This is a genomic window from Paenibacillus sp. MAH-35 (assembly GCF_058135425.1).
This window is the reverse complement of the sequence record NZ_JBYUPU010000017.1, coordinates 134,034-141,209: the sequence shown is the minus strand read 5'-3', so window position 1 is coordinate 141,209 and position 7,176 is coordinate 134,034. Positions and strand designations below refer to the sequence as shown.

The following is a 7,176-nucleotide window of genomic DNA, read 5'->3' as shown; positions in this document are numbered from 1 at the left end:
ACGAGCTGAAGGCGGAGATTTCGCAGTTCGTCAAGGTCGGGCTGTCCGCCCACGCCGCGCCTCGCGAAATCGAGTTTAAGGATAAGCTGCCGAAGACGCGCAGCGGCAAGATCATGCGCCGCGTGCTTAAGGCATGGGAGCTTGGCCTGCCGACCGGCGACTTGTCGACGATCGAAGATTAAGGCGAGCGAAAATTAGATGCAATAACAAACAAACTGCCGCTAATCGCGGTCGAATCCAGGTACGATCTGAGATTCGGTCCGCAGATTAGCGGCAGTTTTTATTTGCGCCAGAATGGTTACGTTACGCTCGGTGCGGCATGGAAGCGACCGGGACGTTCTGAATGAAGAGAAGCTGCCGCTTACGTAGAGGGGCATTTATCGCGGGATAGTTTTGGTATAGAAGCTAGCTTATGCTTTTGCGGAGTACTTTCGCACTTCTCGTGCCGGGGAGCGGCAGTTTGCTGCTCCAGCTGGAATGTTGCGTGGTGGCGCAAGTGATCTGTGTTGGGAAGAGTGGTTGCAAGGTTGTAAGGTTGTAAAGCCCTTGTCCGGTCGCTCGCGGAACTTTCATTTCCGTTATTTTGGATCGGCGGGGTAAAATGGCTGGTTAGCGGAAATAAGAGTTCCGTTATTCAGCCGAATCGGTCCGTATTGCCCGCAAATGGTACAAATAGCGGAAATGATGTTTCCGTTACCGCGGTTACCGGCACTGGTTTTCAAGAATAAAGGAAATGGAATTTCCGCTATCACCCACGAAGGGAGGATGGCTGCGAATTGGGAAATGGGCAGCCTTTCCGAGCGCCGCCGGCTATCCGCCCACTACCCAAACCTATGACTCCGCTTGCATTCCCCGTTACACTTTGGACAGCAGCCGCTTCAAAATTTGCTCGTAGTGATCTTTCGTTATACCTGGGGCAAACTCTTCCGGCAAATCGTCCAGCTCCGGGATCGGGGCGCCTTCCGGCGTGCCGATGACGACCTTCAGCGGTTCTCCGCTGCCCGGATTGTTGCCTTTCCAGATGAGGCCAATATCGCGGTAATCCGTCTCGCTCCAGGTGTACAGCACGTTGCCCAGTCCCTGCTCCTCGAATTTGCGCGCGTAATCAAACTTGGTGTTGTCCAGATCGGGGATCGGCAGCATCTTCGTCAGATCGACCCCTGTGGCCATCTCCAGCGCCCGCGCATAGGCCAGTATGTGCGTTCCTCCGCGTACAAGCAGGTAGCCGATCATCTCCCGGGCAACGGGATGGTCCGTCATCTGGTACACACGCATTTTGTGAGTGCGGGCGCCGACCTCGAGAAAAAAGTTGTGGTGCAGATCAAGCACGAGATTGCCGCTGTTGAACACGTAATCGCCGTTCCACGCCTTCCCCATTGAATCGACCGCAAGTGCCGTCTGGGCGTTTACGATAAAATGCTGCGTATTCCGCACGTTCAGACCCGGCCCCAGCGGAGTCGAATCCGGCGGCCCGGGATGGGTAATCCCCCGCAGCAGCAAATTGACCGTATTGGTCACAAGCTCCACATGGCCGAATTCCTCAGCCGTAATGCTCGCCACCAGATCGTAAAACGGCTTCAGCTTTTGCTTCTGACGGAAATTGTTCGATTGAAACATATAGTTGTTTAAGGTCGACATTTCGCCGAACTTGCCGCCCAGCAGCTCCTGAACCGCCGCGGCCGCATTGGCGTCGCCTTGCTCAAGTACCGGCAAAGCGATAGGCAGCTTTTTGATTCGTTTAAACATGACATCCTCCCTGCCCACTGTTAGTTGCCTCATATATATGCGGCGGCAGGTTGACCCCATTCCCCGATGTCATAAACAAATGCCGCTTTCCTCCTGCGAATCCATATGTTTGTGCGAGGAAGGAAGGGGTTTACCGGGCTCCGGCCGCTCGTTGATGAGGTTTTGGAGCAACAAATCGACTTCCAGTGCGGTCTGCACCCCTCTTTCTTTACGAGCAGAACGTATCCAGCTTCGCCTAATGAGAATACGTACGATCTCTATACCACTATAAGAGTCTCCGGCACCCTCTATTTTCGGCATATGGGGGTGAGTGAGACGAATAAAGGCGGTTTGTGAGGCTGTCGATTCATTGTGGACAACCAAGTGGAAAGGGAAAAGATTACCTTCTGGCGAGTTTTGTCTGGACCCTACCTTACAATCCTTATTCAATCAAGGGATTCCGGACAACCTGTTTGAGCAGAAGAAGGTAACTTTTCACTTGGAACGCCCTGCTAACACTTCTACACAATGAATCGACAGCCTCGGTTTGTACCCCTTATTTCAGCCGGCTGATAGGGGGTGCAGCCTTTTCGCGGATTTTAGCAGCTTCAAACCGTTCTTATTCCGTGTCCAAGCCGGTTTTCGGACAAAATAGAGGGTACAAACCGCTCCTATTGGGTCCTTTCCCCGCTTGACGCAGGGCAGAAAAAGGACCTCAGCCCCCACTTACTGTGGAAGTTGAGGTCCTTTCCAATTGAATCCCTAAGCCTTATGCCCACTAGCCGTACATAACGCTAATGCTAACGCTAAGCTACGCCATACCCCGGGGCAGCTCAAATCGGGTGTATCCCTCCATCCGGAACGGACTCGTCGAGGTCGCCCACGGAAACGGATATTCCGAGAACAGCTTCCGCTGCTCGGCTGCGTCCCGGATCTGCTCGGATAAGCCGGGCACGAGACGGACGGTCGTCTGCCCTTCCTCGCGTTCGATCCGGTACGGCTCTCCGATCGGGCGGATCGCCCAGGACGACTCGTGGGCTCCGTTGGACACGGCGACGAAGCTGCGGCATGCTTCGAGCGGCGAGTACAATGATTCGCCCGAACCATCCAGCACCCGGAACAAGTTAAGATACATGTTCCGCATCAGATTTTCCGACTCGCCCTGGAACGTATACTCCGGCTTCCCGGCGCTCCGGATCTCGAGCCGGTTATCGTAATGCCACAGCGCCTCGCCTTCCGTCCCCTGAATCGAGATCGAAGGAGCGTCGTTGCGTTCATGGCAAAGCATCGCATAAAAATGGACGTTCACGCCGCGGGCGGTTCCGATCCGGACGCACGATACGTCGTCGCCCTCGATCTCGTTCGCATGGTACAGCTCCGCCTGCACCCAGTCGGGAGCGGAAGCGGCGGCATCGCCACTGCCGGCGGCCAGCAGGCAATTGTGCATCAGATGCGCGAACGGGTTATTGATCGTCCCGTCGAGCACGAACTGCCCGTCGCATACCAGCTTGCCGGCCCAGCGGGTGCGCTCGTAATAGGAGCGCTGCCTTTTCCACATGCCGACGCCGGTCACATCGGTGATCCGGCCGATCGCTCCGGCGTTCAGCCTATCCAGCAGCTGACGGAACGCCGTGCCCGACGTATTCTGGAAATTCACCTGACAAAGCCGGCCGCTCTCCCGCTGCGCGGCGATCATCTCGTCGATGTCTTGAACCGTTACGGCAGGCGGCTTCTCTACGATGACATGAAAACCGGAGCGAAGCGCACGGATGCACATCGGCTTATGCGCGGCGATCGGCGTGGCGATGACGACGAAGTCCGCTTCCGGGTGTGCGCCCAGCATCTCCTCGTAATCGGTGTAATGCTTCGCACCGGACGCCGTCAGCGCATCATACGTCTCTCGGTACGCCCCGATATTCAGCTCGGCGAAAGCGACGATGTCCAGGAGCCCTTCTCCGGCTAACCCCAGCATAGTCTTGACATGATAGGAGCCGAATCCGCCGATCCCGACGATAGCGGCCCGATAGTTGTTCATATCGTTTCCCTCCCCTGCCGGATCGATGCCGGAACCGGCAACGGCTTGCGCGCCAGTTCCCGGTCCAGCGGATAATAAGGCACGTGCAGCGGCTGCTACACGTGCTCCAGGTAACGTTCTTTAATAAGGGCAAGAGCTTCGTCGCCGTCCATATCCCACACCTGGCGATTGAAAATCTCTACCTCGATCGGGCCATCATAACCGGCCGCTTCCACTGCTTTGCGCATCCGGCGCAGCTCAATCACGCCGTCTCCCATCATCCCCCGGCCCATCAGCAGATCCGGCACCGGCACGATCCAGTCGGAGACGTGATAGCCGAGAATCCGGCCTCTCGCCCTCTCGATCTGGGCATACAGCTCCGGGTCCCACCAGACGTGAAACGCATCGATAACGACGCCGACGTCCTGCTTATTGAACCGCTCGGCAAGCGAGTTCGCCTGCGCCAGCGTATTGATGACCGAACGCTCCGCCGCATACATCGGGTGCAGCGGCTCGATGCCCAGCTTGACGCCGTGCGAACGGGCGAACGGCACGAGCTCGGCGATCGACTCGGCGACCGTCTTGCGCGCATAGTCGATATCCCGGTCCGGCGCAGGGCCGCAGACGAGCACCAGCACGTCGGTGCCGAGCTCGGCCGCTTCCTCGACGGCGCGGCGGTTGTCGTCCATCCGGGCGGCCCGCTCGGCAGCCGTCGCCGCCGGGAAATAACCGCCGCGGCACAGGCTGGAGACACGAAGTCCGGCGTCTTTCACCAGCCGCCTGCTCTCGGCAACGCCCGCTTCGGCGACCTTATGCCGCCACAGGGCGATCCACGGCACCTCGGCGCGTACGCAGCATTCGACGGCTTCGCGCATATTCAGCCGGTCGGTCGTGATTTGATTCAGACTCAGTCGATCTATATTTTGTAAACGTTCCACAGCAGCGTTCCCTCCCGGTTATGTGATGTCCTTCCGCGTCGGCCCGGCCCGGTTTAGCGGATACCGGCCAGCGCGAGCGCCGCGTTCATCCGGTCTACGGCCATCTCCGGATCGGCCAGCAGTCCCGCCTGATCCGCCAGCACGAACAGATCGGCCAGATGGACGATCGAACGCGCCCCTTCGGCTCCGCCGATCATCCGGAAGTGGTTCTGGCGTCCGTTCAAGTATGCCATAAACACAATCCCCGTCTTGTAGGCATACGTCGGTTTCTGGAAAATATGCCGCGACAACGGAACGGTAGGCGCCATAATCGCTTCATACCGGTCCAGGTCGCCTCTATCCAGCGCATGAAGCGCAGCGGCGGCGGCTGGCGCAATCGCGTCGAAAATGCCGAGCAGCGCATGGCTGTAGCCCTGATCGTCGCCGCGGATCAGCTCGGGATAGTTGAAGTCGTCGCCGGTATACATCTTCACGCTTTCCGGCAGCATGCGGCGCATGCGGATTTCTTTCTCCGCATCCAGCAGCGATATTTTGATGCCGTCCACCTTGTCGGCATTCGCCCGGATAACCCGCAGGCAGACGTCCATCGCCGCGTCGAGATCGTCCCGGTAGCCCCAGTACCCGGCCAGAGCCGGATCGAACATATCGCCGAGCCAGTGAAGGATGACCGGCTGCTTCACCTGACGCAGAATCCGGCCGTATACGCGCTCGTAATCGTCGGGACCGCTGGCGCAGGCCGCCAAAGCGCGGCTGGCCATCAGGATGACTTGCCCGCCTTCGCCTTCGACGAAGCCTACCTGCTCCTCGTAAGCCGCTTCCACGTCTTCCAGCGTCACCTTCGGACCGGGCGCCAGATGGTCGGTACCGGCTCCGCAAGCGATCCGGCCGCCTACCGTGCGGGCCTCCGCGATCGAACGGCGGATTAGTTCCTTGGCCCGGAGCCAGTCGAGTCCCATTCCCCGCTGGGCCGTATCCATCGCTTCCGCGACGGCGAGACCGAGCGACCATAGATGGTGACGGTAGCCAAGCGTGGCGTTCCAGTCGATCTGGGCGTTATTCAACGGATCGGCATCCGCGAACGGATCGCAGACGACGTGAGCCGCCGAGAAAGCGACCCGTCCCGTGAACGGACTTGCCGGGACGTCGAATCCGGCCGATTTGCCTGTCGTATAGTCATATAAAGCTCCCCCCGCGCGGGGGAGACGAATCGTTTTCGCCATCGGTCCTTCCTCCTTCTACAAGCTCAGCTTCGGCACATCGATCCAGCGGCGCTCGCGCCACGATTCCAGACCCAGGTCCGCCAGCTGCGTGCCTTTGGCCCCTTCCAGCAGATCCCAAGGGAACGGCGTGTCGATCACGATATGCTTCAGGAACATCTCCCATTGCACTTTAAACGCATTGTCAAACGTCTGGTTGTCCGGCACTTGCACCCATTGGTCGCGGAATTCAAACGGATTCGGAATATCCGGGTTCCATACCGGCTTCGGCGTGTTGACGCGATGCTGCGTCTTGCAATCGCGAAGACCCGCTACCGCGCTGCCTTCCGTACCGTCTACCGTCACCGTCAGCAGATCGTCGCGGTCTACGCGCACCGTCCACGAGGAGTTCGCCTGGACGATGATGCCGCCTTCAAGTTCGAACGTAGCGTAAGCCGAATCGTCCGCCGTGCACTCGTACGGATTGCCCTGCTCATCCAGACGTTTCGTCACGTGAGTCGCAGCGAGACACGATACCGCCTTCACCTCTCCGAACAAATTGTCGAGCACATAACGCCAGTGAGCGAACATGTCGACGATAATGCCGCCGCCGTCTTCCTTGCGGTAGTTCCACGAAGGACGCTGACCCGGCTGCCAGTCTCCCTCGAATACCCAATAGCCGAACTCCATCCGGACGGACAGAATTTGCCCAAAAAAGCCGGAATCGATCAGCCGCTTCAGCTTCAGCATCCCCGGCAGGAACAGCTTGTCTTGCACGACGCCGTTTTTCACTCCGGCTTCGCGGGCGATCCGGGCAAGCTCCATCGATCCGTCCAGATCGACTGCAGTCGGCTTCTCGCAATAAATATGTTTGCCGGCGGCTATCGCCTGCTTAATGCTCTCGGCGCGGCGGACCGTCGTCTGGCTGTCAAAATAAATCTCGTTGTAAGGATCGGCCAGGCAAGACTCCAGATCGGTGCTCCACCGTTCCACTCCATGCGCCTCTGCAAGCGCTCTCAGCTTATTCTCTTGTCTTCCGACCAGAATCGGGTCCGGCATGATGACGCTTCCATCGGGCAGCTTGACTCCCCCTTGGCTGCGGATCGCGAGTATGGAACGGATCAGATGCTGGTTCGTGCCCATCCGTCCGGTAACGCCGTTCATAATAATTCCGATTTTACGTACGCTCATGTTCATGTCTCCCTTCGGTTTATACTGCCATTGTATACGCCGGGAGAGCGCTTAATCTTACGACTAAGGGAAACGAATTCTCACATTCGGAACCAAAATGCAGATTGGTCGA

At 58.3% G+C, this 7,176-nt stretch carries 6 protein-coding genes; 1 reads left to right on the top strand and 5 read right to left on the bottom strand.

The features are described 5' to 3' along the window. The coding region (locus tag AC3Y2E_RS19145) for an AMP-binding enzyme (RefSeq protein ID WP_483875099.1) at positions 1 to 182 on the top strand (182 nt) is incomplete at its 5' end. Positions 183 to 855: 673 nt separating this feature from the next. Here AC3Y2E_RS19145 and AC3Y2E_RS19140 read toward each other — a convergent pair. From AC3Y2E_RS19140 to AC3Y2E_RS19120, 5 genes are all read right to left on the bottom strand, one after another. Continuing rightward, positions 856 to 1,746: a manganese catalase family protein gene (locus tag AC3Y2E_RS19140; RefSeq protein WP_332074448.1), complete on the bottom strand. Its 891-nt coding sequence runs from the start codon at positions 1,744 to 1,746 to the stop codon at positions 856 to 858. Positions 1,747 to 2,536: 790 nt separating this feature from the next. Next, positions 2,537 to 3,760, bottom strand: a complete 1,224-nt coding sequence (locus AC3Y2E_RS19135) for a Gfo/Idh/MocA family protein (protein WP_379213114.1) — start codon at positions 3,758 to 3,760, stop codon at positions 2,537 to 2,539. Positions 3,761 to 3,855: 95 nt separating this feature from the next. Next, positions 3,856 to 4,677 carry a sugar phosphate isomerase/epimerase family protein gene (locus tag AC3Y2E_RS19130; protein ID WP_190932459.1) on the bottom strand — a complete coding sequence of 274 codons (822 nt, stop codon included), beginning with the start codon at positions 4,675 to 4,677 and terminating at the stop codon, positions 3,856 to 3,858. A 53-nt stretch (positions 4,678 to 4,730) separates the two neighbouring features. Further along, positions 4,731 to 5,897 carry a dihydrodipicolinate synthase family protein gene (locus AC3Y2E_RS19125; RefSeq protein WP_379213112.1) on the bottom strand — a complete coding sequence of 389 codons (1,167 nt, stop codon included), beginning with the start codon at positions 5,895 to 5,897 and terminating at the stop codon, positions 4,731 to 4,733. A 15-nt stretch (positions 5,898 to 5,912) separates the two neighbouring features. Then, positions 5,913 to 7,064 (bottom strand): Gfo/Idh/MocA family protein, encoded by a 1,152-nt coding sequence (locus tag AC3Y2E_RS19120; RefSeq protein WP_190932457.1) that lies wholly within the window; start codon positions 7,062 to 7,064, stop codon positions 5,913 to 5,915. Positions 7,065 to 7,176 lie beyond the last annotated feature (112 nt).

What these genes read in the sequence shown, in the direction of transcription:
- AC3Y2E_RS19140 (WP_332074448.1), bottom strand. Translation starts at nt 1,746, where the DNA reads ATGTTTAAACGAATCAAAAAGCTGCCTATCGCTTTGCCGGTACTTGAG.
- AC3Y2E_RS19135 (WP_379213114.1), bottom strand. Translation starts at nt 3,760, where the DNA reads ATGAACAACTATCGGGCCGCTATCGTCGGGATCGGCGGATTCGGCTCC.
- AC3Y2E_RS19125 (WP_379213112.1), bottom strand. Translation starts at nt 5,897, where the DNA reads ATGGCGAAAACGATTCGTCTCCCCCGCGCGGGGGGAGCTTTATATGAC.
- AC3Y2E_RS19120 (WP_190932457.1), bottom strand. Translation starts at nt 7,064, where the DNA reads ATGAGCGTACGTAAAATCGGAATTATTATGAACGGCGTTACCGGACGG.